Source organism: Mesorhizobium sp. M1A.F.Ca.IN.020.06.1.1 (assembly GCF_004023265.1).
Taxonomy (GTDB): Bacteria; Pseudomonadota; Alphaproteobacteria; order Rhizobiales; family Rhizobiaceae; genus Mesorhizobium.
Map to the genome: position 1 here is coordinate 1 of NZ_RZSR01001298.1, position 1286 is coordinate 1286.

The window sequence follows — 1286 nt, forward strand, 5'->3', positions numbered from 1 at the left end:
AGGACCGGCAAGGTCAAGCAGAGAGTTGGCAGCGGGTCGAATACCTCTGCGCCGCGCAACATCTACCGCTGCGGAAACGGAAAGTATCTTGCCCTGTCGGGGTCCATCCAGGCCATGGCGGAGCGCGTTTTTCGAACCATCGGACGCGACGATAGGGTTTGCGATCCCCGTTTCGCGACAAACGCGGCACGTGTGCGAAATCGGCCTTTGCTGGACGGAATCCTGGGAGAATGGTTCGGTGCGCGTACGCGCGAGGAGGCGCTGGACATCATGCATGCGGCAGATGTCACCGCCGGACCGGTGTACGACATAGCCGACATAGCGATCGACGGTCATTTCAGGGAACGCGGCGTGTTCATCGAATTGCCCGATCACGAGCTGGGATCGACGCTGCTAAACAATGCCGTTCCAAGGCTCGACGACACGCCGGCCTCATTCCGCATCCCGGCGCCTGAACTCGGCGAGCATACGGACCTCCTGCTTTCCGAGCTCGGCTTTTCAGTTTCCGAGGCTGAAGGGCTGCGGGAACGGGGCGTTGTAAAATGAGGCTCCGCTCGCTGCTCTACGTGCCTGCGCACAAGACGAAATTTGTCGAGAAGGCGCATACGCGCGGAGCAGACGCCATCATTCTGGATCTGGAAGATTCCGTCCCGCTTGCGACCAAGCGTGAGGCAAGGGACCTGCTCGCGCCGGCGGTCAGTGCGATAAAGGCCGCCGGTATCCCGGTGTTTGTCCGCGTCAATGCGGATGACGCCAATCTTTCCTGCGATCTGGATTCGATCGCGCGTGTCAAAATTGATGGCCTCCTGCTGCCCAAGGTGGGCGGGGCCGCGGACCTGAAGGCGAGGCTGTCGTTGCTGAAGCGACGCACCGGCATGCGCGAAGGCGATGAGCGGGCCTTGAAGATCATCGCTCTCATCGAGGACGCTGCCGGCCTCACGAATGCCGGCGAAATCGCCCGTGCATCTAAAGACATGTTTGGCCTTATTCTCGGCGGAGAAGATTTCGCCCTTTCGGTCGATGCGGAACCCAGTCCGGATTTTCTACGCCTGCCGAAACTGCTTGTGCATTACGCTGCCAAGTCGGCCGGCATAAGGTCGTTCGGGTTGTTGCGCACCATCGCCGACCACAAGAACCTGGATGCCATTCGCGAAGCCGGAGGCGAGGCGAGCCGGTATGGCTTTGATGGCGCAACCTGCGTCCATCCCGACGTGATCCCGCTCCTGAACGATGCGTTCACCCCGTCGGCCGACGCGGTGGACCGTGCGCGCAGGCTGCTTGCATAT

At 61.2% G+C, this 1286-nt stretch carries 2 protein-coding genes; both read left to right on the forward strand.

Annotated elements, in window-relative coordinates:
• The coding region (locus tag EOA60_RS33435) for a CoA transferase (RefSeq protein ID WP_206628376.1) at nucleotides 1-546 on the forward strand (546 nt) is incomplete at its 5' end.
• A partial coding sequence (locus tag EOA60_RS33440) for a CoA ester lyase (protein ID WP_281060805.1) occupies nucleotides 543-1286 on the forward strand: 744 nt, incomplete at its 3' end. The genes EOA60_RS33435 and EOA60_RS33440, both read left to right, overlap by 4 nt.